This window comes from Nocardioides sp. YIM 152315, from assembly GCF_029210375.1.
Classification (GTDB): domain Bacteria; phylum Actinomycetota; class Actinomycetes; order Propionibacteriales; family Nocardioidaceae; genus Nocardioides.
In genome coordinates this window covers 357,512-381,024 of record NZ_JARGER010000037.1, presented here as the reverse complement: position 1 = coordinate 381,024, position 23,513 = coordinate 357,512, and the positions used below count along the sequence as shown (strand labels likewise).

The window sequence follows — 23,513 nt, the reverse complement described above, 5'->3', positions numbered from 1 at the left end:
CTCAGGCGTTCTCCTTGCGGAAGGTCGCGGTGCCCCACCAGGTGCCGAGGGCGGCCAGCACGACCGCCCACACCGTGCCCCAGAAGACCGACGACGTGCCGAAGTCGCCGGCGAAGGAGTCGCGGACCGCGTCGACGATGTAGCGGAACGGCATGAAGTCGCTGACGTTCTGCAGCCAGTCCGGGCCGATCGTCATCGGCAGCAGGATCCCGCTGAGCAGCAGCACCGGCATCATCACGATGTTGATGACCGGCGCCATCACGTCCTCGCTCTTGGTGGTGAGCGCGAGGGCGTTGGACGCCGCGGCGCACGCGCCGCCGACCACGAGGGTGATGAAGATCCCCAGCAGCACGCCGCCGAGCGATCCCCGCATGCCCATGACGTAGCCGAGGCCGACCAGGATCAGCGCCTGCACCAGCAGCTGGATGACGTCGCGCATCAGCCGGCCGACCAGCAGCGCCGTCCGGTTCGCCGGCGTGACCCGCTCGGCCTCGATGACGCCCTCGCGCCACTCGCCGATCAGTCCGAAGCCGGCGAAGAACGCGCCGAACATGCCGAGCTGCACCAGCAGGCCGGGCACCAGGAACGTGTAGGCGTTGTCGGTGCTGACGCCGAACGAGCCGACCAGCGGCTCGAGCAGCGGCCCGAAGAGCAGCAGGTAGAGCACCGGCTGCATGATCCCGATGAGCACCCACGCGGGGTTGCGCAGGTTCATCCGGATCTGGCGCCGGAAGACGATCGAGCTCTCGCGCGCGAAGGCCATCTCAGGCCACCTCTTCCTTCTGCTCGGGCTCGCCCTCGGACGAGGAGGCGTCGCCGGACTCCGCGTCGCGCAGCGACCGGCCCGTCAGGGTCAGGAACACGTCGTCCAGCGTGGGTCGCAGCACCTCGATCGAGTCGAGCAGGACGCCCGCGGACTCGAGGTCGCGCAGCAGCCCGGGTACGACGCGGCCCGCGCGCTCGACCCGCCCCCGCACCCGATGGCCGTCGATCTCGACGGCCTGGGCGATCGTGCCCAGCCGCTCGGCGGCGACGCCGACCTGGGCGTCGGCCGCCACCTCGAGGTCGACCAGGTCACCCGCGACCTGGGCCTTGAGGTTGTCGGCGGTGTCGCTGGCCACGATCCGGCCCTGGTCGATGATCACGATCCGGTCGGCGAGGGCGTCTGCCTCGTCGAGGTAGTGGGTCGTCAGGAAGACCGTCGCGCCGTGCGCCGACCGCAGGCCCTCGATGTGCTCCCACAGGTTGGCCCGCGCCTGGGGGTCGAGCCCGGTGGTGGGCTCGTCGAGGAAGACGAGCGTCGGGTCGTGGATCAGCCCCATCACCACGTCGAGGCGGCGCTTCTGGCCGCCGGACATGTTCTTCGGCATCCGCCGCCACAGGCCGTCGAGCTGGAGCCGCTCGAAGAGCTCCTGGCCCCGGCGTACGGCGTCGGCGCGCGCCATCCCGTAGAGCATCCCGTGGTCGACGACCTCGTCCCCGGCGTAAGCACCGGAGAAGGTCGAGCCGACCTGCGAGACGTAGCCGATGCTGCGGCGCGCCTGCACCGGCTCCTTCACGACGTCGAAGCCGGCGACCGTGGCGGCGCCGGCGGTCGGGCGCAGCAGGGTCGTGAGCATCCGCAGGGTGGTGGTCTTGCCGGCGCCGTTGGGGCCGAGGAAGCCCACGACCTCGCCCTCCCCGACGTCGAGGTCGACGCCGTCGACGGCGTGGACCTCCTTGGCCGCCTTGCCGCGTCCGGTGTGGAACGTCTGCACGAGTCCTCGTGCCGTGATCATCTGGTCTCCTCTGTTCAAACTTGAACAGTCAGTGTTCAACATTGAATAGCCGGCGTCAAGCCCGGCCCCCGGGGACCGGGCGGCCCGGACTCATCGGTTCGCGCGCGGGCTCACCCCCAGGTGATCGCGGTGCGTGCGCCCCACGCGGCGCCCAGCTCGGGCCGGACCGTCCGGTTCCACAGCGCCAGGTAGAGCTCGACCGCGGTGCCGGTGAGCTCCCAGTCCGCCGGCGGCAGGTCGGGCCGGGGGCCGGAGCCCCGCTCGGCGACGGCCGGCCGCGGCCCCAGCCGGAGCAGCCACCATGCCGGTACGTCGTCGGGCGCGACCACCAGCACGGCGTCCTCCGCACAGCGCAACCGCGAGCGCGGCCGGGTCACGAAGCCGGTGAGCATCTCGTCGATCCCGTCGCTCGCGAGCTCGGCACCGATCCAGGTCTCGGCCGGGTCGGGGTGGCGCCCGAACACCGCCGACAGCGCGTCGACGGCGTGGATGGTCGTCTCGTGGCACTGCCGCCGCGCCCAGAACGCCCGCGGCGCCGGCGCGTCGTCGAGGAACACCGGCGCGCGCACGTCGTCGGCCGCCCGGGCGATGGTCTCGACCAGCTCGATCGCCCCCTCACGCAGCCACTCCAGCGGGTCCTCCGCCGCGCGCCCCTCGGCCTCGAAGTGGTCCGCGTCGGCGTCGCGAGTCCACTCGCCGCGCAGCAGCCGGGCCGCCCAGCGGTGCACCATGCCCTGGTGGGCGACCAGGTCGCGCACGCTCCACTCCGGACACGTCGGCACCGGCGCGGAGAGCCCGGCGCGGTCGGCGTACCGCACGAAGGCGACCATCGCGGAGCGCAGGCCCTCGAGGTGCTGGGACGGGTGGAGCTGGGTGGGCACCCGACGAGGGTGGCACGGCTACCGGTCGAGAAGCGCGCGATATTTCTCGCGGTCGGCGTTCATCTGCCAGCCCGGGTCGTCGGCCGGCGGGGTCCACGATCCGTCATCCGGCGACGTGGACAGGGTGCCGTCCTTCAGGTCCTGGATCGTCTCGCGCAGCCAGGCGAGCTCGGCGACCGCGAGGTCGAGCCAGAGCAGCATGGTGCGGGTGGCGTGGGGGGGTGTGAGGCCGGTCTTCGCGTCCGCGAACTCGGCGACCGTCGCCTCGAGCTCGACCCGGCGGCGGGTGAGCGACCGGACGATCGTGCGCTTGTCGAGCAGCGGCAGCATCGAGAACGCGACGTTGAACGCCGTGCGCTCGTAGGGGTTGACGGTCTCCAGCGCCTCGACCATGAGCCGGTCGAGCTCGGCTCGACCCGTGTCGGTGAGTTCGTAGACCGCGACGTCGCGGCCGCCGTCGGTGAGGTCGTGCCGGACCAGGTGTCCCTGCCCCGTCAGCGAGTACAGCCCGTGGTAGATCGACCCCGGGTTGGTGTGCGCCCACCGGTCGACCTGCCAGGACAGCAGCTCGCGCCGGATCTGGTAGCCGTTGACCGGCTCGAAGAGCGCGACCGCACCCAGGAGCAGCATGCGGGTCTCCTGGCCGGCCATGTCGTGGAGTCTAGGAGTCATAGGGTCGAGGCATGACAACCGAGCAGCCCTTCGGGATCGACTTCGGCGGCACCGGCATCAAGGGCGCCCCCGTCGACCTGGCGACCGGCGACTTCGCGGCGGAGCGCGAGCGGGTCAAGACTCCCGAGAAGTCCACCCCGGACGCCATCGCCGAGATCTTCGTCGAGCTGCTCGAGAAGTTCCCCGACTGCCGGGGCGCCGTCGGGGTGACCGTGCCCGGCGTCGTGAAGCACGGCGTGGTGCACTCCGCCGCCAACATCGACAAGTCCTGGGTCGGCGCCGACGCGGACCGGCTCTTCACCGAGGCGACCGGCCGCGAGGTGCACGTCGTCAACGACGCGGACGCGGCCGGGCTGGCCGAGGTGCGGTACGGCGCGGCGCGCGGCCGCTCGGGCCTGGTGATCGTCACGACGCTCGGCACGGGCATCGGCTCGGCGCTCGTGCACGACGGCGTACTCGTGCCCAACTCCGAGCTCGGCCACCTCGAGATCGACGGGCACGACGCCGAGTCACGGGCCGCCAACAGCGCCCGCACCCGCGAGGACCTCTCGTGGAAGCACTGGGCCAAGCGGCTCACGACGTACTACCGGACGCTGGAGAAGCTCTTCTCCCCCGAGCTCTTCGTCGTGGGCGGCGGGGTCTCGAAGGCCTCCGAGGAGTTCCTGCCGCTGCTCGAGCTCGACACCGAGATCATCCCGGCACGGCTGCGCAACAAGGCCGGGGTCGTGGGCGCCGCGCTCTACGCCTCCGAGGGCGGCGGCTGATCCGGGCCCTGTGCCTCGAGGTGCTCGAACGCGGCGATCACGCCGCGCAGGTAGCGCTCGACCACGTCGCGCTCCTCGGCGCTGAACGACCGGTCGAGCCGGTCCAGCTCGCGGAACATCGGCAGCAGGTGGGCGAGCACCTCCTCGCGCCCGGAGGTGGTGACCTCGACCTGGGTACGCCGGCGGTCGAGCTCGTGCGCTCGCCGTTCGACGTGCCCGCGCTGGGCGAGGCGGTCGACCAGCCCCGTGGCCGCTGCCGTGCTGACGCGCAGGATCCGCGCCAGCTCTCCGGGACCGAGCGGCTGACGCATCAGGTGCTCCATCGCGACCAGGTCGCTCTCGGAAAGACCGGCCCGCCGCGCGATGACGTGTCGCAGCCGGCCCGCGCGTTCGACGGCCTCGCGCAGCGCCAGCAGGCTGCCGGTCTGCTCCCACCCGTCGGCGAAGGCGGATGCGGGTCCCGTCATTTTGTCTCACCCTCTTGATTGCTAAGTTGGTTAGCGACTCTACGCCTGGAGGAGGGCACGTGCGCCTGACGTCGATCATCGCCGGTCGCCGGACCGCCTGGCTGTTCGCCGTGGCGCCGATCCTGCTCGCCCTGGCGCTCATCGGCGGGGTCGGCGAGGCCGACCACGAGGCGGACGCCCGCGACCTGCTGCCCGACGACGCCGACAGCACGGCCGCCGCCTGGCAGGTCGACGAGCTCCCCGACGAGGCCACCGAGGCCGCGATCGTGCTGTGGACCGCCGACACCGGGCGGCTCGACGACGCCGCGCTCGGTGAGATCGAGGGCCAGGCGGAGGGCTCGCTCGTGCCGGCGGAGGACGGGACCGCGGTCTTCTCGGTGGTCCCGGTCGAGGCCGGCAGCGCCGACGCCGTCGGAGCCCGCGTCGACCGGCTCCGCGACGAGCTGCGCGCGCACGCCCCGGACGGCGTCACCGTGCAGGTCACCGGCCCCGCGGGCATCCACGCCGACCTCGGCAAGGTCTTCGACGGCGCCGACCTGCGGCTGCTGCTCGCGACCATGCTCATCGTCGCCGTCCTGCTGGTGGTGACCTACCGCAGCCCGGTGCTGTGGCTGGTGCCGCTCGTCGTCGTCGGCCTCGCCGACCGGGTCGCCGTCGTCGTCGCGACCCGCGCGCTCGACGCGGCCGGGCTGCCCTGGGACGGCACCACCACCGGCATCCTCTCGGTGCTCGTCTTCGGCGCGGGCACCGACTACGCCCTGCTGCTGATCTCCCGCTACCGCGACGAGCTGCGGGCGACCGCGTCTCGACACGAGGCCATGGCGCACGCGCTGCGGCGCACGTCGGCGGCGGTGCTCGGCAGCGCGACCACGGTCTTCCTCGCCGTGCTCACCCTGCTGCTCTCCCTCACGCCCGCGACGCGCGGGCTCGGACTGGCCTGCGCGGTCGGCATCGTGGTCGCCGCCGGCTTCGCGCTGGTGGCGCTCCCGGCCGCGCTCGTGCTCTGCGGGCGGTGGGTCTTCTGGCCGATGGTGCCGCGTCACGGCGATCGACCGGCCGTCGACGCGGACTCGGTCTTCCACCGGGTCGGGCGCCTGGTGGCGCGCCGGCCGGCCGGGGTCGTGGCCGGCACCCTCGTACTGCTCGCGGTGCTGGCCAGCGGCCTCACCGGCCTGCGGCTGGGGCTCGACGAGGCCGACCAGCTCCTGGACCGGCCCGAGGCGGTGACGGCGGCCGAGCGGCTCGCCGAGTCCTTCCCGGCCGGGACGGTCGAGCCCACCCAGGTGCTGACGACCGGGGAGGGCGACCGGGTCCTCGACCGGGTCCGCGCCACCGACGGCGTCGGGTCGGCGCGGATCACCGCCTCGGGCAACGGCGTCACCCAGATCGAGGCCGTGCTCGCGGCCGAGCCCGGCTCCGCCGAGGCCCGCGCGAGCGTCGAAAGGCTGCGCGACCGCCTCGACGACGTTCCCGACACCCACGTCGGCGGCAACGAGGCGGAGGCGATCGACGCCCGCGCGGCGGCCGAGCGCGACCTGCTCGTGATCGTGCCGCTGATCCTGGGGATGGTGCTGCTCGGCCTCGCCGTGCTGCTGCGCTCGCTGCTCGGTCCGGTGCTGCTGGTGCTCTCGGTGGTCGCGACGTACGTCGCGGCGCTGGGGGCGTCCTGGTGGATCTTCACCGGGGTCCTCGGCTTCGACGCGGTCGACGTGAAGATCCCGCTCTTCGCGTTCCTCTTCCTGGTCGCCCTCGGCGTCGACTACAACATCTTCCTCGTGACCCGGGCGCGCGAGGAGGCGGCCGCGCACGGCTCGCGCGAGGGCATGCTCCGGGCGCTGACCGTCACCGGCGGCGTCATCACCAGCGCCGGGATCCTGCTCGCCGCGGTGTTCGCCGTGCTCGGCGTGCTGCCCCTGGTCGCGCTCGCCCAGCTGGGCACGATCATCTGCGTCGGCGTCCTGCTCGACACCCTGGTGGTGCGCACCATGCTCGTGCCCGCGATCGCCGTCCTGCTCGGCGACCGGTTCTGGTGGCCGCGACGGGTGGGCTCGCCGCTGCGCTGACGTACCCGATTTCGGGCCTTGACGGCCCGGGTCGGGCGCGAGAGGTTCGATCCCATCGGGGGAGCTGCACTCGGGTCTGCCGTCCTCACGACTCTCCGGGCGAGGCTCCAGCTTCGGTCCTGGGAGGGTGCCGTGAACCGTTCACACCGTCGATCCGCCGTCCTCGTCGCGGTCGCCGCGCTGGTCGCCCCGGCCGCCGCGACGGCGCTCGTCACCGGTCCCACCGAAGCGGCACCGGGCGGCAACCCTCATGGCCGTCACGGGCACGGCCACGGGCACGGCCACGGCCACGGGGACCCGCGGGCCGACACGGCCGTGTACTTCGCCTCCGACGGGCTGCGCCAGGACCTCGTCGAGAAGTACGCCGACCAGGGCGTGATGCCGACGATGCGCTCCTTCCTCCGGCACGGCGTCAAGGCGCGCGGCAACGGGATGCTCACCCAGGCCCCGCCGAACACCGGCGCGGGCTGGTACACGATGGCCACCGGCGCCTGGCCGGGCGTCACCGGCTCCACCAACAACACGTTCCACAAGAACGGCGACCCCTTCGCCAACCGCACCGCAGCCTTCGACCCCGGTGTGCTCCAGGCCGAGTCGATCGCGGAGTCCGCCGAGCGCGGCGGCCTCAAGGTCGCCCAGGTCGAGTGGGCCGGCGGCCGCAACGCCTCGATCCAGGGCCCGACGATCGACTTCCGGACGTTCCACTCGGGCCGCGGGGTCGCGACCAACTTCATCGGCCAGCCGGGTGAGCCGATCTTCGACGACGAGCCGTTCATCCGCTCCTTCGGCCTCCAGTTCGACCACCCCGACGGGTACGCCGGCCAGGAGCCGTTCCCCGGGGCGGCCCCGACGCCCGCCACCGGCTGGACCCAGGTGCCGAGGTCCTACAGCCCCGCGCGCGAGATGCGGCTGCGGGTGCTCGACGGGGGCGTCGACAAGTACGGCCTCAACGCCTACCTCTACGACAGCCGCAACGACCGGCGCACGGCGTACGACCGGGTGCTCCTCTCCACGACCCGGAGCGGCGCCGACGCCGTCGGCGACCTGCGCGAGGGCGAGTGGGCAGACGTCAAGGTGACGCTCCAGGGCGGCGCGCTCGACGGGAAGACCGCGGGCATGCTGGTCAAGGTCGAGACCCTCTCCCGCGACCTGTCCCGGGTGCGGCTCTTCCACACCTCGGTGAGCCGGGCCATCGCCAGCTGGCCGACCTGGCCGGGCGAGCCCGGCTACCCGGAGCCCGAGGACTTCGACGAGTTCCTGGCCGCCGAGTTCCCCACCTCGACCGCCGCCGACTTCGCGATCCTCGAGGCGGGCGTCACCAGCGAGGAGACGTACGTCGAGCAGGGGCTCGCCTGGTCCACCGCGCACTGGCCGATCCTGCGCTACGTCGCCCGCACCTACCGGCCCGACCTGCTGATGGTCGGCATGCCGACCACCGACGAGTTCCAGCACCAGTTCCTCGGCCTCGTCAGCAGGCGGCTGCCGAACGGCGAGCGCAACCCGGCGTACGACGACGTCGACCTCGACGGCAACCCGGACGGCCGGGTGCGCGAGCGTGCGTCGTTCATCCGCGAGGCCTACCGCGAGTCGGACCAGACGTTGCGGCTCGCGCGGTCGCTGGTCGGCCGGGACCCGACGACGTTCGTGGGCTCCGACCACGGCTTCGCCCCGCAGTTCCTCGCTGTCGACGCGAGCCTGCCGCTGGTCGAGCTCGGCCTGCTCTCCCGGCCGCAGACGTCGAACTGCCGCCCGGCCACCGGCGAGACGATCGGGATGGCCAAGGCGTGCTGGGCAGGAGGCGCGCTGCAGGTCTACCTCAACCTCGCCGGGCGCGACCCCGCCGGAGGCGGGTTCCAGCAGGTGCCGGCGGACCAGGAGGCGGCCACGGTCGCCGCGATCAAGGCCAAGTACCTCGGGCTCACCGACCCCAACGATTGGACCCACGACGGACGGCCCGAGGGCTGGCAGGTCATCGACCGGGCCTACACGAAGGCCGAGGCGCGGGCCATCCCGAACGGGCCGAACAGCACCGCCGACATGGCGCACCCGACGCGCACCGGCGACCTGGTCGTCTTCGCGTACCCGCCGTACCAGTTCGACGCGGAGACCCCGGGCACGCTCGTGGCGCCCTCGCACTTCTTCGGCCAGCACGGCTACGTGCCCGACGTCCAGGCGCTCGACGCCAACGTCAACATGCGGGCGACCTTCCTCGCCGGCGGCGAGGGCATCTCGCGGGGCTCGGTGACCGCGCGGTCCATCGACCTCGCGCCGACGCTGGCGTTCCTGCTCGGGATCCCCGAGCCCCAGCACAGCCAGGGCAAGGTGCTGCTGGACGTCGCCGACGACGGCCACCGCTACACGCCGGTGCCGATCGTGGGGCTCAACGACTTCCACGGCCAGCTCGACCCGACGACCCGGCCCTACGACAACGCCATCAACGCTCGCGTCGGCGGCGCGGCGTACCTCGCGAGCATGTTCGACGAGGAGCTCGACGCGCTGCCGGGCCAGGGCCTGATCCTGGCCGGCGGCGACAACGTCGGTGCCTCGCCGCCGAACTCCGCGCTGCTGCAGGACATGCCCGCCATCGACGTCGAGAACGCCTGGGGCCTGGACGCGACGTCGTACGGCAACCACGAGTTCGACTACGGCGTGAGCCGGCTGCTCGAGCACCAGGAGCGCGCCGACTTCCCCTTCCTCGCGACCAACATCGTGGACGAGGCGACCGGGCGCGCGCCGTCGTGGGTGCGGCCCTCGGCGGTCTTCCGCGTCAACGGAGTCAAGGTCGGCGTGATCGGCGCCGGGCTCACGCAGACGCCCGAGCTGGTCGCCGCCGGCGCCACGGAGGGCCTGGAGTTCCTCGACGAGGCCCCGCGGATCGCGGCCGAGTCGGAGCGGCTGCGACGCCACGGCGTCAGGGTCCAGGTCGTGGTGATCCACGAGGGCACGTCGCTGGGCACGAACCCGGTCGGCAACACGCCGGGGACCGAGTGGGAGGGCCCGATCCTCGGCATCGCCGACGCGCTCCAGGACACGACGGTGGACGCGATGGTCGTCGGCCACACGCACCGGGTCTCCAACCTGATGCGCGGGCACATCCTGATCACCGAGGGCGTCAACGCGGGCGCGTCGTACTCGGTGCTGCAGCTGATGGTGCGCCGCGGTGACGTGGCCTGGGCCGGTGGCGCGACCCGGATCGCGAAGACCCTCGGGGTCGACGCACGCTCCGACGTCCAGGCGATCATCGACGAGGCGAACGACGAGACGGCCGTGCTGCGCAACCAGGTGATCGGCACGCAGACCGACGACATCCTGCGCGACCCGGCCCGGCTCCACGAGTCCGAGATGGGCAACCTGGTCGCCGACGCGATGCGCCTGAAGTACCCGGGCGTCGACGCGGCGTACACGAACTCCGGCGGGCTGCGCGCCGACCTGGTGTGCTCGCCACCCAGCGCCAGCGAGGCCGCCTGCGAGATCACGTGGGGCGAGATGTTCGCCGTGCTGCCCTTCGCCAACCGCACGACGATCGTCACGGTCACCGGGGCGCAGCTGCGGACCGCGTTCGAGAACGGCTTCTCACCCGTGTGCGACTCGTCGATCCACAGCGGCCGCTTCCCCCAGGTCTCCGGGCTGCGCGCGACCTTCCACTGCACCGGCACCACGCCCGTCATCGACGGCATGTGGAAGACCCCCGACGGCATCGGCGGGCCCGAGACCCCCATCGCCGACGGGGATCCGGTGCGCCTGGTCATCAACGACTTCATGTACACCGGCGGCGACGGCTACACGATCTTCGGCCAGGGCACCGACGTGCTCCAACCCGGCGACGACCTGATGCAGGTCGCCACCGACTACGTCACCGCCAACGCCCCGGTGAACCCACAGGTCGAGGGGAGGCTCACTCAGAACTGACCCCGCGGCGGTTGAGGCAGGCGGTGGTTGAGGCAGGCGCCGTACGCCGCCGCGGTGGTTGAGGAAGGCGCCCTGGCGCCTGTCTCGAAACCATCCCTCCACAGGACGTCGGTCCGGGTGTGGATGAGCACTGTGGATCGTGACCTGTTCGTGACCCAGGACCCTGTGGAACATGGGGTTCTGAGCGTCGCAGTGTCGGTGGTCGGTGCTTGAGTAGACCCATGACCGCAGCGGCCACACCACGACACCGGGTGTCGACGCGAGCGTGTGGTCCATGGACGCCGCCGAGACCGGCACCACGCTGGTCGAGCTCACCCGGTTGGCAGCACAGATCAGCGAGCTGCAGGCCCGGGTCGCCGCGCACGCCGACGACCTCCACATCGGCTCCGACGTCGGCGCCTCGTCGGCGGCGAACTGGCTCGCCCATGAAACGAAGGCGACGCGGGCGGAGGCACACCGTGCGGTCCGGTTCGGCCACGACCTCGAACAGCACTCGTTGACCCGCGACGCCCTCGCGGCCGGGGACGTGGTGGTGGAGCAGGCGCGGGTGATCCTCCGCTGGGTCGACCGCCTCCCCACCGACCTCGGCGCCGACGTGCGGGAGAAGGCCGAGGCTCACCTGCTCGCCCAGGCCCGGGATCACGACGCGAAGGCGCTCAACCACCTCGGCCGGCACCTCTACGAGGTCGTCGCGCCCGAGGAGGCCGACGCCCACGAAGCCGCCCAACTCGAAGCAGAAGAGAACGCCGCCGCGAAGGCCTGTGCGTTCCGGATGTACGACGACGGACAGGGCCAGGCCCACGGGACCTTCACCATCCCCACCTACCACGGCGCCGCCCTGAAGAAGGCGCTGAGCGCGATCACCGCACCCAAGCACCAGGCCGCCACCCACGGTGCTGGTGTGGAGCGGAGGCCGACCCCGGAGGCGCTCGGGCGGGCGTTCTGCGAGCTCATCGAGCGCTACCCCACCCACCGCCTCCCCCACACCGGCGGCGTCAACGCCACCGTCACCGTCCTGATCGACCTCGACGTCCTCCTCGACCGCCTCGAGAAGGCCGGCGTGCTCGACACCGGCGAGAAGATCTCACCGGCGCTGGCCCGACGGCTCGCGTGCGAGGCCGGGATCATCCCCGCCGTCCTCGGCGGCGACTCCATCCCGCTGGACCTCGGTCGGAAGCGGCGGTACTTCACCGAGCACCAGCGGGTCGCGATGCTCCTCCGCGACCACGGCTGCACCGCCGAGGGCTGCGACCACACCACCGGACTCCACGCCCACCACCGCATCCGCTGGACCGACGGCGGCACCACCAACCTCGACAACGGCACCCTGCTCTGCCACTGGCATCACAACCGCGCCCACGATTCGAACTACGACACCACCTACCTGCCCACCGGCAAGGTCCAGTTCCACCGCCGGACGTGACAGGCAGTGCATCCGCTGCCTCACGGTTCCGCCGTGCCCGAGTCGGCGTCAGCCGTCGCCCCGGATGGCGGCGGCGACCGCCTTGGGGACGTCGGGGTGAAAGACCGTGGGGATGATGAAGTTCGGGTTGAGCTCGTCGTCCTTCACGACCAGCGCGATCGCCTCGGCCGCGCGCAGCAGCATGTCGATGGTCACCTCGGACGCGCGGGCGTCGAGCAGGCCACGGAAGACGCCGGGGAAGGCGAGCACGTTGTTGATCTGGTTGGGGTAGTCCGACCGGCCGCTCGCGACGACCGCGGCGTACTTGTCCGCCTCGGCAGGGTCGACCTCGGGGTCGGGGTTCGCGAGGGCGAAGACGACCGCATCGGAGGCCATGTCCTGGATCCACTCCGCCTTCAGCACGCCCGGGGCGCTGACGCCGATGAAGACGTCGGCGTCGGCGAGCACGGTGGGCAGGTCGCCGCGCACCCGGCGCGGGTTGGTGGCCTCGGCGAGCTGGCGGTGCACGGGGGAGAGCTGCTCGTCGTCGGCCGACAGCGCGCCGGCGCGGTCGACGACCACGACGTCCGTGACGCCGGCGGCCAGCAGCAGCGTGACGATCGCGGTGCCGGCGGCGCCACCGCCCGACACGACCACCCGCACCGAGGCCAGCTCCTTGCGCACGACCCGCAGCGCGTTCGTGAGCGCAGCGAGCACCACGATCGCCGTGCCGTGTTGGTCGTCGTGGAAGACCGGGATGTCGAGCGACTCGCGCAGCCGGCGCTCGATCTCGAAGCACCGCGGCGCGGCGATGTCCTCGAGGTTGATGCCGCCGAAGCCCGGCGCGATCATCTCGACGGCGCGCACGATCTCGTCGGTGTCCTGGGAGGCCAGGCAGATCGGCCAGGCGTCGATCCCGGCGAAGCGCTTGAACAGCGCGGCCTTGCCCTCCATCACCGGGAGCGCGGCCCCGGGGCCGATGTTGCCGAGGCCGAGCACCGCGGAGCCGTCGGTCACGACGGCGACCGAGTTGCCCTTGACCGTCAGCCGCGGGACGTCCTCGGGGTTGTCGGCGAGGGCGCGGCTGACCCGGCCGACGCCGGGGGTGTAGGCCATCGACAGGTCGTCGCGGTTGCGGAGCGGGACCTTCGAGGTGACCTCGATCTTCCCGCCGATGTGCAGCAGGAACGTCCGGTCGCTGACCTTGTAGACCTCGACGTCGCCGACCTGGTCGACCGCGCGCTCCAGGTCGGAGGCGTGCTCGGCGTCGCTGGCCGAGCAGGTGACGTCGACGACGAGGCGCTCGTGACTCGACTCGGCCACGTCGATCGCGGTCACGATGCCGCCGGCCTGGGAGATCGCCGTGGCCACCGCGCCGACGATCCCGTGGTCGGGTGCCGTGTGCAGGCGCATGGTGATCGAGTACGACGAGGTGGTGGCGGCCATGACCCGAACCCTCTCCCCGTCGCGCGGTTACCGGCAAGTCCGGCCGCCGATGGCAGCCATCAGCCCCACAACAGCGCGCGAATTTGCACTTATGAGTCGATGGTGCAAAACTGCACTTCATGACCGATAGTGCAATGACGCTCCGTGAGCAGAAGCGCTGGGAGACCAGCCACCGCATCACGGTCTGCGCCCAGGCGCTCACCGCCGCGCACGGGCTCGACGGCTTCACGATGGAGGAGCTGGCCGAGGCCGCCGACGTCTCGCGGCGCACCCTCTTCAACTACTTCCCGAGCAAGACCGACGCGGTGCTCGGCGAGCCGCCGGAGATCCCGGAGGCCGCCGTCGACGCCTTCCGCACCGGGGGGCCGCACGGCGACCTCGTCGACGACCTCACCGAACTCGTCCGCATCGCGATGTCCGTCAAGCAGCCCGACCGCGACCAGGCGCAGCGTGCACGCCGCATCCTCGCCGCAGAACCGCGGCTCCTGGCGGCGGCGCACCAGCGCTTCGAGACGATCACGATCGAGTTCACCGAGCTGGTCCTCGAGCGCGAAGGCGCCGACTTCGGCGCCTCGCGGGCCCGGCTCCTGCTCCGGCTCCTGCTGGCGCTGCTCGACGTCGCGCTGGATCGCTTCACCGCCGACGACGACCGCACCCTGGTCGACCTCTTCGAGGAGCAGCTGCGCGACGCCCGCGCCCTGCTCGCCTGACACTCACCCGCCCACCCACAGGAAGCCCACACCCATGGCCACCCTGCTCCACCGACTCGGCAAGGCCGCCTACCGGCGGTGGCCGGTCTTCATCGCCGGCTGGATCGTCGCGATGCTCGCCGTCGGCGCCGTCGCCGTCGGCTTCTCCAAGCCGATGACCGACGCCCTCTCCATCCCCGGCATCCCGTCGGAGAAGGCCCAGGACCTCCAGCAGCAGCTCTTCCCCGACGCCGGGGACGCGCTGGACTCCGCCGACGTTAGCGTCGTCGTCGCCGCCCCCGAGGGACACACCCTCGAGGAGAAGAAGTACGCCGCCGCGGTCGACGCCCTCGTGGGCGACCTGGCCGCGCTGCCCCAGATGCCCGACGACCCGCAGCTCGCGAACCCGGTGCAGGCGGCCGACGCCCAGCGCCAGCAGCTCGTGCAGTCGGCCGAGCAGAGCGGCACCCCGCCGGGAGTGGCGCGCGCCGACGCCGCCGCGCTCAGCCCGCTGTCCCAGGACCGTCGGGTCGGCACCATCGCCTTCACCTTCGACGTCGACACCGCCGCCGACGTCGAGGCCTCCACGGTCGACGAGCTGACGTCGGCCATGGAGCACGCCCGTGGGTCCGGCCTGACCGTCGAGGCCAATGGCTCCGGTCTCAGCGGCATGGGCGAGGTCGGCGGCACGTCCGAGCTGATCGGCATCGCCGTCGCGCTCGTCGTGCTCGTGCTCACCTTCGGCTCGCTGGTCGCCGCCGGCCTGCCGATCCTCACCGCCGTCTTCGGCGTCGGACTCGGGATGCTCGGCATCACCGCGATGACCGCGGTCATGGACATCGGCTCCACGACGCCGATGCTCGCCACGATGATCGGCCTCGCGGTCGGCATCGACTACACGCTCTTCATCCTCGCCCGCTACCGCACCGAGCTCCACCACACCGAGGACCGCGAGGAGGCCGTCGGCGTCGCCGTCGGGACCGCGGGCTCCGCGGTGGTCTTCGCCGGGCTGACCGTGCTGATCGCGCTGAGCGCCCTGGCCGTCGTCGGGATCCCGTTCCTCACCACGATGGGTCTCGCGGCCGCGGCGACGGTGCTGGTCGCGGTGCTCGTCGCCCTGACCCTGCTGCCGGCGCTCCTCGGCATGCTCGGGTCCCGGGCCTTCGGTGGCCGGGTCCGTCGCTACGCCCCGCACCGCGAGCCGGACGGACACGTGCTCAACAACGGGGTCCGCTGGGCGCGCCTGGTCGGCCGCCGTCCGGTCGCGTTCGTGCTCGCGGTCGTCGTCGCGCTCGGCGCGCTGGCGATCCCGCTCAAGGGTCTGCACCTGGGCCTGCCGACCGACAGCACCGCGGCGTCGGACACGACCCAGCGCCGGGCCTCCGACCTCGTCGCCGAGGCGTTCGGCGAGGGCCGCCAGGCCCCGCTGCTGGTCGTGGTCGACGCTCGGGACGTCGACGATTCCGACCGCGGCGCCGCGATCGGCGAGGTGACCGCGTGGGCCGGCGGACTCGGCGACGTCGTCAACGCCCAAGTGGTCGCGATGAACGAGGCCGGCACCGGCGCGCAGATCCTGGTCACTCCGGCGTCGAGCGCCGACGACACCGAGACGGAGGCGCTGCTCGGCGACCTGCGCGACGGACAGTCGGACCTGGAGGCGCGGACCGGCACGACGATCGGCGTCACCGGGCAGACCGCGATCCAGGTCGACGTCTCCGAACGGCTCGCCGACGCCCTGCCGATCTACCTGCTCGTCGTGATCGGACTGGCGTTCGTGCTCCTGATGATCGTCTTCCGCTCGGTGCTGGTGCCGCTGACGGCCACCCTCGGCTTCCTGCTCTCGGTGCTCGCGACGCTCGGCGTCACGGTCGCGATCTTCCAGGACGGCGCCTTCGGGCTGATGGAGGGCCAGCCGATCGTCAGCTTCATGCCGATCTTCCTCGTCGGACTGGTCTTCGGCCTCGCGATGGACTACCAGGTCTTCCTCGTCAGCCGGATGCGCGAGGCGCACGTGCACGGCTACTCCACGCGCGACGCCGTCGTCGACGGGTTCCGCAACAGCGCGCGCGTCGTCACCGCGGCCGCGACGATCATGACCGCCGTCTTCGCGGCGTTCATGCTCCAGGACGAGGCGATCATCAAGTCGATGGGGTTCGCCCTGGCGGCCGCCGTCGTCTTCGACGCGTTCCTGGTGCGCATGGTGTTGATCCCGGCGACGCTCTACCTGCTCGGCGAGAGGGCGTGGTGGCTGCCACGCTGGCTCGACCGGCTGCTGCCGGTCGTCGACGTCGAGGGCGAGAAGCTCGACCGGCCCTACCTGCGCGACACGTCGTACGACGACGCGCTGGACGAGCTCGCCACCGAGGACTCGCGCGCCTGAGGGAGTGGCATCGCCCACGTTTCGTCCGGTCGTCCAGCGGACACTGGTGGATCGACCGCGGCGCCGCCGCGGTCGATCCATGAGTTCAACCGGCCCCCGCCCGGGTCCAGGAGGTCGGCATGTCGGTCGCAACGTTCGTGATGGTCGGCCTGATGGTCTTCGTGCTCCTGGCGCCCACGCTCATGGTCGCCGTGCTCGTCTCCGGCCTCTCGCGGCGGGCGGACCCGCTCCTCAGACCAGCCGGGCGCGCACCTGCGCGGCCTGCTGGTGCCCGACCGGGTTCGCGTGCCCGTCGAGCAGGACCAGCACCGATCGGTCGCCGAGCTCGATGACGACCCGGTCGGCGGCGATGTCGACCACCTCGCCACGGATCAGGTAGGTCTCGCCCTCGACGCGGTCCAGGGCGACGCCGGGCGGGCAGCGCTCGACGTCGCCGACGGCGATCGCCCGCAGCTGCGGCCGTCGCGGTCCGCCGTGGCGGGTCAGCAGGATCGCCGCCACCGCGAGCGCGACGTCTGCGGCCAGCGTGACCACCAGCAGCGTGGAGAGGTCGGAGCCCGCCGGGCGCTCGTCGGCGATCAGCGTGCTGTGCACCAGCGGCAGGTTCACCAGCACCGCCGCGAGCAGCAGCACCAGGCCATAGCGAGTAGGCCGCGTCACCGGATCACGTCCATGGGTCCAGTATCGCGGCCGGTCACTGCAGGGTCGCGGTCAGCCTCATCAGGTTGTCGACGTACCGCTGGCGGCGCCCGCGTCCGAGCCAGGCGTCGAGGCTGAGCTCGGTCGACAGCGAGCGGTAGGTCTGCTGCACCTGCTCGAGGCGGGCGACGACCTCGCGACCGGTCATCATCATCACGACCTCGTAGTTGAGGGCGAACGACCGCATGTCCATGTTGCTCGACCCCACGACGGCGACGTGGTCGTCGACCGTGAAGTGCTTGGCGTGCAGCACCCACGGCTCCGGATAGAGCCAGATCCGGACGCCGGCGCGCAGCAGCGCCTCGTAGTAGGAGCGCTGCGCATGGGCGACCATGAACTGGTCGGCGGTCGCGCTCACGAAGAGCTCGACCTCTACCCCCCGCTGGGCCGCGGTGGTCACGGCGTACAGCAGCGAGTCGTCGGGCACGAAGTAGGGGCTGGTGAGCGAGAGCCGGCGCTCGGCGGAGTAGAGCATGCTGTTGAAGAGCCGCAGGTTGTTCTCGCTCACGAAGCCCGGGCCGCTCGGCACGACCTGGAGTCCGACGCCGGTCACGGCGCCCGCCCGCTCCGACGGCGGCGGCGGGACGTCGCTGACGAGCTGGCGCAGGTCCTCGCCGGTCTCGGTGAGCCAGTCGGTCGCGAAGACCACGTTCAGCTCCTGGACCGCGGGACCCTCGACCCGCGCCATCAGCTCGACCCAGGCGCGGCCGAGCCGCTGGTTCTTCGGCTTGTCGTAGCAGGGCTCGATCAGGTTCAGCGAGCCGCTGAACGCGACGCGGCCGTCGACGACCAGGATCTTGCGGTGGTTGCGCAGGTCGGGTCGGCGGACCTCGCCCTTGAGCGGACGGATCGGGAGCATCGCCGCCCACTGGATGCCGGTGCCCGCCAGGTTGCGCAGCATCTCCTTGTGGACGGGGATGCCCCGCGAGCCGATGTGGTCGAAGAGGAAGCGCACGTCGACCCCGCGCTCCACGGCGCGCACGAGCTCCTCGAAGAACGGCGCGGTCACCTCGTCCCACGCCGAGATGTAGAACTGGACGTGCACGTACTGCTCCGCGGTCGCCACCTCGCGGGCCATCGCGGCGACGCAGCCGCCGTAGTCGTCGATGAGCTCGACCGAGTTCCCGAAGGTCATCGGCAGCACCCCGAGCTCGCGGTTCAACCGCACGAACCCCTGCACCAGGGGCGCCAGGTCGGCCTGCCGCTCGGCGTCGGCCAGCTCCGCGAGGGGCGCCCGCGCCAGGATGGCGGCATTGACCTCCTCCTGGCGAGCGCGCCGCTTGCGGCCGACGCTGGTCCGGCCGAAGAGCAGGAAGAGCAGGAAGCCGAAGAGGGGTACGGCGAGGATCAGGATCAGCCACGCCATCGCAGTCTGCGGCCGGCGCCCGCCGGGCAGCACCACCAGCGCGCAGACGATGATCGCGACGTCGACCGCGACCAGGATCGCGCTGATCGCCGCGCCCGGCGAGGACAGCCAGGCCGTCAACCGAGGCGCTTCTGCTCGGCGGCCGCGTGGTCCATCGGGGCACCTCTCTCGGGTCTCCGACCCGCTCGTCGGGACCGGCGGATCCACCGTAGGCAAACGGCACCGCCCACGAGGTCACCCAACTCGGGTGAGCCGACGGGGCTGCGCACTCGACCACGATGGACCGACCAACGACGGCCGACGGGAGTACGACGTGCCGATCACGAGCGAGCCGGCGCGATCCGCGCTGCCCCGCGGCGTGCTCGTGCTCGTCGGGCTCGCCGCCACGGTCGTCGTCGTCGCCGGCATGAAGGCCTCGGCCGACATCCTCGCGCCGACGTTCCTCGCGCTGGTGCTCACGATCCTCGCCCACCCGTTGCGACGCTGGCTCGACGACTGGATGCCGTCGTGGGCGGCGTCGCTCGTCTGCACGGTCGCGATCTATGCGCTGGTCCTCGGCCTGGCGATGGCCGTCATCGTGTCGGTCGCCCGGTTCGCGACGCTGCTGCCGGAGTACACCGACGAGCTCGAGCGTCGCATCGACGACCTCACGTCCTGGCTCACCGACGTCGGCGTCGGGCAGGCGGAGATCGACAAGGTCGGGTCGTCGTTCGATCTCGGGCAGCTCGGCGGGTTCATCGGCTCTCTGCTCTCGGAACTGATGGGCCTGGTCTCCAACCTGTTCTTCATCCTCGCGCTGGTGCTCTTCATGACGATGGACGGCGGCTCGTTCCCGCGCCAGCTCGAACGCGCGCGCAGCGCTCGGCCCGCCGTCGTCGAGGCGCTCGGTGACTTCGCCAAGGGCACCCGTCGCTACCTCGCGGTCTCGACGGTCTTCGGACTCATCGTCGCGGTCTTCGACACGATCGCCCTGGCGCTGCTCGGCGTGCCCGCCCCCTTCCTGTGGGGCCTGCTCGCCTTCATCACGAACTACATCCCGAACATCGGCTTCGTCATCGGCCTGATCCCGCCGGCCATCCTGGCCCTCCTCGAGGGTGGCCCGGGGCTGATGCTCGCCGTGATCGCCGTCTATTGCGTGCTGAACGTCGTGATCCAGTCGGTGATCCAGCCCAAGGTCGTGGGCGACGCGGTGGGGCTGTCGACGACGCTGTCGTTCGTCTCGTTGGTGTTCTGGGCGTGGGTCGTCGGTCCGCTCGGCGCCCTGCTCGCGATCCCGCTGACGCTCTTCGCGAAGGCGCTCCTGGTCGACATCGATCCCGCCACGAGGTGGATGCGGCCGCTGATCTCCAACAAGGACGAGGCCGGGGACGCCGGCGTCAATCCGGGATCGTGACGACCTCGACGACCGAGATGCCCAGCGAGTTGAGGAGGTTGAGCACGCCCTGGAGCTCCTGCTGGTCGGTGACCTCGCCGGTGAGGGTGGTCGTCGCCGGCTGGGTGCGCGCGGTCAGGTGCGGGAACGCCCCACTCAGCTCGTCGCTCAGCTCGGCGTCGACGCGGATCAGCATCCTGGTCATCGTCGCCGTCACACCCCTGCCTGCCATCCCCGTCCCCGCACCCGACGGTAGGTCGGGGGTGGGGAGGGCGCATCACCGGAAACGGGCGAGGCGGACGGTGCGGCCGCCGACGACCGTTGCTCCATGGCGACGTTGGCGGCCTGGCGCTTCGCCACGGCGGGCGGCGCCGCCCGGGCGTCCGTGGCCCTCGGCGGGCTCCGCGAGGAGTGGCTCGTGCCCACCGACTCCGCGCTCGTCGAGTGGCGCGCGGGTCAGCGCCGGCCGCACACCCGGCGGCTCACCCCGGACGATGCGGGTGCGCTGGGCGACGGGTTCTGGTCCCTGCTCTTCGGGCTCACCTTCTTCCTGCCCCTGCTCGGTGCAGCCGTCGGCGCGTCGACCGGCTCCGCCGCGGGGTCGCTCGCGGACGTCGGCATCGACGACCACTTCCTCAACCGGGTGCGCGACCACGTGACGCCGGGCAGCTCGGCGCTGTTCGTGCTCGGACCAGACGCCGCGGTCGACCAGGTGCGCGGGGCCCTCGGCGGCACCCCGCGCAGCGTGCTCATCACCACGCACCTCGACGCCGCGCACGTGGACGCGCTCCGCGCCGTGTTCGGGACCTGAGCGGACCCAGCGAGCAGCGCGTCAACCCCTCGAGAGATGAAGTGGACCGCGGTCGGGGTCCATACTGTCTGTCATCCAGCGGTGGAACGCGTTCGGGGCGGCCACCCGCGCGTCGGATTCGAGGCGCTCGATGTCCCAGCCGATGTCGAAGAGGGTCCAGCGCGGATCGAGCGCGCAGATCGGGCGCGTGCCCCGGCTCCCCCGGGTCTACGTCCCGCGGCAGCGGCTGTGGAGCCGGCTCGACACCGCGACCGAGAGCGCGGTGACGCTGCTGGTCGGACCCGGCGGCTCCGGCAAGACGCTCGGCGTGGCGGGCTGGCTGCGCCGGACCGGCCGCGCCGACGACGCCACCTGGATCACGGTCGCCGACACCTGGGGGCCCGACCGGCTGCTGCCCCACCTCGCGCGGCGCACCGGCGACGACCGGCCCGCGCTGGTCGTCGTCGACGACGCCCACCGGCTGCCGCTCGCCACGATCCGGGCCCTCGACGGCCTGCTCGACACGGACCCGGACTCGCTCCGCGTGCTCCTCGCGTCGCGCTGGGACCTCCCGTTCAGACGACTGGCCCCCGAGCTGCTCGGCCACCTGACCCTCCTCCGCGGCGACCTCCTCCGCCTCGACGACGAGGAGACCTCGGCGCTGGTCGCCGCGCACACGCGCACCGGCGCCGCCGACGTCACGCGCGCGATCGCGCGGCGGACCCAGGGATGGTGCGCGGCCGTGGTGCTGACCGCGCGCGCGGTCGGCGCCGCTCCCGACCCCGTCGAGCTCGCGCAGCGGTACGCCGAGGGCGGCCCCTCGGTCGCCGACCGGGTCGCCAGCGAGGTGTTCGCCACCCTGCGACCCCGCGAGCGGCACCTGCTGCTCTGCGTCGCCAACGAGCCCGTCGTCACCCCGGCGCTGGCCGAGCACCTCTCGCACGACAGCGAGTCCGGAGCCATCCTCGCCGACCTCGGAGCCACCGGCCTCCTGGTGACCCGCGTGGACACGCCCGAGCCCGACGACGGCGGCGTCCCCGTGGAGCGCTACACGATCCATCCCCTGCTCGCGGAGGTGGTGCGCCGGCGCATCTCCGCGGGGGGTGTGGACGTCATGCGTGCGTCCGCGACCGTCCAGCGCGCGGTCCACCTCGACGTGGCCCGGGGCGTCACCGAGGACGCGCTGCACCGGCTCGAGGCGATCGGCGAGCACGACGTCGCGGCCGCGCTGGTCGCCGAGGAGGGGCCGCGCCTGCTGCTGCGCGGGCACGGCGCACCGATCCACGACTTCGCCGCCGCCCATCCGTCCGCGATCGAGGTCAACCCAGGGTCGTGGTTCGCGGTCGCACTCGAGCGCTGGTTCGTCAACGACGTGCACGCGACCGTCCAGTGGCTCGAGCGGATCCTCCACGAGCCACAGCCCGACACCACGGTGACGGTGCTGCGGGTGGCCTGCGCCCGGTTGATGCGGGCCCGTCTCGGGCTCGAGTCGATGGCCGCGGCGGTCGAGCACGCCCAGCGCGTGGTCGCCGATCCCGAGCTCACCGCCGACGGCTCCGCCGTCGTCCCGATCCTGCTGTGCGAGCTGGCGATCACCCAGAACTGGACCGGCGACCTCGTCGCCGCCGAGGACAACCTCGGGGCCGCGGTCCGGCTGAGCCGCACCCACGACCTCCCGGCCCTGACCGCGGTCGCTCTCTCGCACCTGGCGTTCACCGAGTACATGCGCGGGCGCGAGAGCTCCGCGGCCGAGGTCGCCGAGCTCGTCCTGGCCCTGGTCGCGGAGCGCGGGTTCGAGGCGCCGTACTCGGTCGCCCGGGCGCGCCTCGCCCGCCAGCTCGCGGAGCTCAGCGGCCTGCCGCTGCGACGCCCCGCGCGGACCCTGGACGACGGCGACCTCCCGACCCACGCTGCGGACCTGGCGACGCGCTTCTGGACCCGCACCCGGCGGGCCCGGGTCGAGCTGGCGCGCGGCTCGGTCTCCGGCGCCGAGATCGTCCTCGAGACGCCGCTCGAGACGCCGCCGCTGCCCGCGCACCTCGCCGTCGCCCTGCTGGTCGAGCGGGCGTTCCTGGCCAGCCTCTCCGGCGACGCCGCCCTCCTCGACCGGCTCCACGAGCAGCTGGTGGAGCTGGGTGCGTCGGCCGAGGCCGCGCTGGTCAGCGGCCTGCGTGCCGATCTCACCGGCGACCGGCGCGCGGCCGCCCGACGGCTCGCCGAGGCCGCCGGCGGGCCGGCGGTCGAGCAGCCCGCGGTCCGCGCCCTCGCCCTGGTCACCCGCGCCCAGCTGCTCGACGGGCTCGGCGAGGCCGATCAGGCGATGGAGGAGCTCCGTGAGGCCCTGCGCGCCACGCAGGTGCGCAAGAACGCCGTGCCGTTCCTCGGCTGGAGCAGGCACGGCACCCCGGTCCCCGAGCTGATGCAGCGCCTGGTGCCGGCCCACGGCGACCCGTGGCTGATCGAGCTGGACGCCGACATCGCCGGACTGTCCGGGATCGCCAGCTACTTCGGCCCGTCCACGGCGCGGCCGCGCGAACGCGAGGGCCAGCGCACCGCCGCGGTCCGGCCGACGCTGAGCCCCCGCGAGCGCGACGTGCTCTTCGAGCTCGCCCGGGGGGCGACGTACGCCGACATCGCGGCGAACCTCTTCGTCTCCGAGAACACCGTCAAGACCCACGTCTCGAGCCTCTACGCGAAGCTCTCGGTCAACCGGCGCAGCGACGCCCTCGCGGCCGCCCGGGCGATGCAGCTCCTCTGAGCGTGCCCGCACCGGGCGTCACCAGTCCACCCGATTCGGGCGAGGGCACCGCGAACGCGCGGACGGCATCGTGAGGA

Annotated in this window: 18 protein-coding genes; 9 read left to right on the top strand and 9 right to left on the bottom strand. The window is 72.4% G+C overall.

Going from position 1 to position 23,513, the window contains the following annotated elements:
* Nucleotide 1: 1 nt before the first annotated feature.
* From PZ894_RS13390 to PZ894_RS13375, 4 genes are all read right to left on the bottom strand, one after another.
* The gene (locus PZ894_RS13390; RefSeq protein WP_275745471.1) at nt 2-763 is read right to left on the bottom strand and encodes an ABC transporter permease; all 762 of its coding nucleotides are present in this window, start codon (nt 761-763) and stop codon (nt 2-4) included.
* Nucleotide 764: 1 nt separating this feature from the next.
* Nucleotides 765-1,778 (bottom strand): ATP-binding cassette domain-containing protein, encoded by a 1,014-nt coding sequence (locus PZ894_RS13385; RefSeq protein ID WP_275745469.1) that lies wholly within the window; start codon nt 1,776-1,778, stop codon nt 765-767.
* A gap of 110 nt (nt 1,779-1,888) precedes the next feature.
* Entirely contained in the window at nt 1,889-2,659 is a 771-nt protein-coding gene (locus PZ894_RS13380) for a maleylpyruvate isomerase family mycothiol-dependent enzyme (RefSeq protein ID WP_275745467.1), read from the bottom strand.
* Nucleotides 2,660-2,677: 18 nt separating this feature from the next.
* Nucleotides 2,678-3,310, bottom strand: a complete 633-nt coding sequence (locus tag PZ894_RS13375) for a PadR family transcriptional regulator (protein ID WP_275745466.1) — start codon at nt 3,308-3,310, stop codon at nt 2,678-2,680.
* Between the two features lie 32 nt (nt 3,311-3,342).
* Here PZ894_RS13375 and PZ894_RS13370 point away from each other — a divergent pair, with 32 nt between their 5' ends.
* Nucleotides 3,343-4,095, top strand: a complete 753-nt coding sequence (locus tag PZ894_RS13370) for a polyphosphate--glucose phosphotransferase (protein WP_275745464.1) — start codon at nt 3,343-3,345, stop codon at nt 4,093-4,095.
* On the opposite strand, the gene PZ894_RS13365 is transcribed toward PZ894_RS13370, so the two are convergent.
* Nucleotides 4,071-4,562 carry a MarR family transcriptional regulator gene (locus PZ894_RS13365; protein ID WP_275745461.1) on the bottom strand — a complete coding sequence of 164 codons (492 nt, stop codon included), beginning with the start codon at nt 4,560-4,562 and terminating at the stop codon, nt 4,071-4,073. The genes PZ894_RS13370 and PZ894_RS13365 overlap by 25 nt on opposite strands.
* Nucleotides 4,563-4,621: 59 nt before the next feature.
* Here PZ894_RS13365 and PZ894_RS13360 point away from each other — a divergent pair, with 59 nt between their 5' ends.
* The 3 genes from PZ894_RS13360 to PZ894_RS13350 all read left to right on the top strand — a co-directional run bounded on the left by PZ894_RS13360 (nt 4,622) and on the right by PZ894_RS13350 (nt 11,957).
* The gene (locus PZ894_RS13360; protein WP_275745460.1) at nt 4,622-6,625 is read left to right on the top strand and encodes an MMPL family transporter; all 2,004 of its coding nucleotides are present in this window, start codon (nt 4,622-4,624) and stop codon (nt 6,623-6,625) included.
* 132 nt (nt 6,626-6,757) lie between these two features.
* The gene (locus PZ894_RS13355) at nt 6,758-10,534 is read left to right on the top strand and encodes a 5'-nucleotidase C-terminal domain-containing protein (protein WP_275745458.1); all 3,777 of its coding nucleotides are present in this window, start codon (nt 6,758-6,760) and stop codon (nt 10,532-10,534) included.
* 274 nt (nt 10,535-10,808) lie between these two features.
* Nucleotides 10,809-11,957 (top strand): HNH endonuclease signature motif containing protein, encoded by a 1,149-nt coding sequence (locus PZ894_RS13350; RefSeq protein WP_275745456.1) that lies wholly within the window; start codon nt 10,809-10,811, stop codon nt 11,955-11,957.
* A 48-nt stretch (nt 11,958-12,005) separates the two neighbouring features.
* Here PZ894_RS13350 and PZ894_RS13345 read toward each other — a convergent pair whose 3' ends face one another.
* On the bottom strand, nt 12,006-13,382 hold the full coding sequence (locus tag PZ894_RS13345; protein WP_275745454.1) for an NAD-dependent malic enzyme: 1,377 nt from the start codon (nt 13,380-13,382) through the stop codon (nt 12,006-12,008).
* Nucleotides 13,383-13,501: 119 nt separating this feature from the next.
* Here PZ894_RS13345 and PZ894_RS13340 point away from each other — a divergent pair, with 119 nt between their 5' ends.
* A complete protein-coding gene (locus tag PZ894_RS13340) occupies nt 13,502-14,092 on the top strand; it encodes a TetR family transcriptional regulator (RefSeq protein WP_275745452.1) in 591 nt (196 codons plus the stop codon).
* Nucleotides 14,093-14,126: 34 nt separating this feature from the next.
* Nucleotides 14,127-16,451 carry an MMPL family transporter gene (locus PZ894_RS13335; protein WP_275745450.1) on the top strand — a complete coding sequence of 775 codons (2,325 nt, stop codon included), beginning with the start codon at nt 14,127-14,129 and terminating at the stop codon, nt 16,449-16,451.
* 231 nt (nt 16,452-16,682) lie between these two features.
* Here the strand turns inward: PZ894_RS13335 and PZ894_RS13330 are convergent, their stop codons facing one another.
* On the bottom strand, nt 16,683-17,111 hold the full coding sequence (locus PZ894_RS13330; protein WP_275745448.1) for a hypothetical protein: 429 nt from the start codon (nt 17,109-17,111) through the stop codon (nt 16,683-16,685).
* Between the two features lie 34 nt (nt 17,112-17,145).
* A complete protein-coding gene (gene cls / locus PZ894_RS13325; RefSeq protein ID WP_275745445.1) occupies nt 17,146-18,636 on the bottom strand; it encodes a cardiolipin synthase in 1,491 nt (496 codons plus the stop codon).
* A 127-nt stretch (nt 18,637-18,763) separates the two neighbouring features.
* On the opposite strand from cls, the gene PZ894_RS13320 reads away from it, so the two are divergent.
* Nucleotides 18,764-19,909, top strand: coding sequence for an AI-2E family transporter (locus PZ894_RS13320; RefSeq protein ID WP_275745443.1), 1,146 nt, complete (start codon nt 18,764-18,766; stop codon nt 19,907-19,909).
* Here the strand turns inward: PZ894_RS13320 and PZ894_RS13315 are convergent.
* Nucleotides 19,893-20,093 (bottom strand): hypothetical protein, encoded by a 201-nt coding sequence (locus PZ894_RS13315; protein WP_275745442.1) that lies wholly within the window; start codon nt 20,091-20,093, stop codon nt 19,893-19,895. The genes PZ894_RS13320 and PZ894_RS13315 overlap by 17 nt on opposite strands.
* A 123-nt stretch (nt 20,094-20,216) precedes the next feature.
* Here PZ894_RS13315 and PZ894_RS13310 point away from each other — a divergent pair, with 123 nt between their 5' ends.
* Together PZ894_RS13310 and PZ894_RS13305 are read left to right on the top strand one after the other, a co-directional pair.
* A complete protein-coding gene (locus tag PZ894_RS13310; protein ID WP_275745440.1) occupies nt 20,217-20,699 on the top strand; it encodes a DUF1269 domain-containing protein in 483 nt (160 codons plus the stop codon).
* A 142-nt stretch (nt 20,700-20,841) separates the two neighbouring features.
* Nucleotides 20,842-23,436, top strand: coding sequence for a LuxR C-terminal-related transcriptional regulator (locus PZ894_RS13305; protein ID WP_275745438.1), 2,595 nt, complete (start codon nt 20,842-20,844; stop codon nt 23,434-23,436).
* Nucleotides 23,437-23,513 lie beyond the last annotated feature (77 nt).

What these genes read in the sequence shown, in the direction of transcription:
- PZ894_RS13340 (WP_275745452.1), top strand. Translation starts at nt 13,502, where the DNA reads ATGACCGATAGTGCAATGACGCTCCGTGAGCAGAAGCGCTGGGAGACC.
- PZ894_RS13390 (WP_275745471.1), bottom strand. Translation starts at nt 763, where the DNA reads ATGGCCTTCGCGCGCGAGAGCTCGATCGTCTTCCGGCGCCAGATCCGG.
- PZ894_RS13350 (WP_275745456.1), top strand. Translation starts at nt 10,809, where the DNA reads ATGGACGCCGCCGAGACCGGCACCACGCTGGTCGAGCTCACCCGGTTG.
- PZ894_RS13305 (WP_275745438.1), top strand. Translation starts at nt 20,842, where the DNA reads ATGTCGAAGAGGGTCCAGCGCGGATCGAGCGCGCAGATCGGGCGCGTG.
- PZ894_RS13345 (WP_275745454.1), bottom strand. Translation starts at nt 13,382, where the DNA reads ATGGCCGCCACCACCTCGTCGTACTCGATCACCATGCGCCTGCACACG.
- PZ894_RS13335 (WP_275745450.1), top strand. Translation starts at nt 14,127, where the DNA reads ATGGCCACCCTGCTCCACCGACTCGGCAAGGCCGCCTACCGGCGGTGG.
- PZ894_RS13375 (WP_275745466.1), bottom strand. Translation starts at nt 3,310, where the DNA reads ATGGCCGGCCAGGAGACCCGCATGCTGCTCCTGGGTGCGGTCGCGCTC.
- PZ894_RS13370 (WP_275745464.1), top strand. Translation starts at nt 3,343, where the DNA reads ATGACAACCGAGCAGCCCTTCGGGATCGACTTCGGCGGCACCGGCATC.
- PZ894_RS13315 (WP_275745442.1), bottom strand. Translation starts at nt 20,093, where the DNA reads ATGACCAGGATGCTGATCCGCGTCGACGCCGAGCTGAGCGACGAGCTG.
- PZ894_RS13365 (WP_275745461.1), bottom strand. Translation starts at nt 4,562, where the DNA reads ATGACGGGACCCGCATCCGCCTTCGCCGACGGGTGGGAGCAGACCGGC.
- PZ894_RS13310 (WP_275745440.1), top strand. Translation starts at nt 20,217, where the DNA reads ATGGCGACGTTGGCGGCCTGGCGCTTCGCCACGGCGGGCGGCGCCGCC.
- PZ894_RS13385 (WP_275745469.1), bottom strand. Translation starts at nt 1,778, where the DNA reads ATGATCACGGCACGAGGACTCGTGCAGACGTTCCACACCGGACGCGGC.